Genomic DNA, 545 nt, shown 5'->3' on the forward strand with positions numbered 1-545 from the left:
CATGAGTTCGTGGATCGCCCTGTTCGCGCCGGCCGGCACCCCCGCGCCCGTGGTCAAGAAACTGTCGGACGCGGTGGGCCGCATCATGGCCGACCCGGAGCTGGTCAAGTCGCTCGAAAGCACCGGCGCGCGCGTCGAGTACCGCGACCAGGCCAGCTTCGAGAAGTTCTTCCGCCAGGACGTGGACAACTTCGCGCGCATCATCCGCGACGCGAAGATCACCGCCAAGTAAGGACGCGCGGCCGCCCGCGCCGGGCGGCCTACTTCAGGTAGCGGGCCTCGATCTCGCGCATGTGCGCATCGCCCTGCAGGGCGATGATCTCCTTGACCGTGGGCAGGCCGCCATCGGCCTGGCCGATGCCCTGGTCGCGGCGGATCTGCGCGAAGACCTCGCGCATGGCGCCCACGGCGGCGCGGATGGCGTGGTTGCCGTAGATGACCACGCCCACCTTGCCCAGCGCGGCGATATCCCGCTCGCCCAGCTGCGGGTACGCGGTGGGCACCAGCACCAGCGGCTTGCGGCCCGGCCAGGCGGCGACGAAGGC

At 70.8% G+C, this 545-nt stretch carries 1 protein-coding gene and 1 pseudogene; one reads left to right on the forward strand and one right to left on the reverse strand.

Features of this window, described 5'->3' with window-relative positions; all coding sequences use genetic code 11:
• Positions 1-232: tripartite tricarboxylate transporter substrate-binding protein (locus AXA74_RS23685; protein WP_248845125.1), on the forward strand; the 232-nt coding region annotated here is incomplete at its 5' end.
• A gap of 28 nt (positions 233-260) precedes the next feature.
• Here the strand turns inward: AXA74_RS23685 and AXA74_RS23690 are convergent.
• Positions 261-545 (reverse strand): annotated as a pseudogene (locus AXA74_RS23690) (phosphoenolpyruvate phosphomutase); the annotation flags it as partial.

Source organism: Bordetella hinzii LMG 13501, from assembly GCF_001548475.1.
GTDB lineage: Bacteria > Pseudomonadota > Gammaproteobacteria > Burkholderiales > Burkholderiaceae_B > Bordetella > Bordetella hinzii.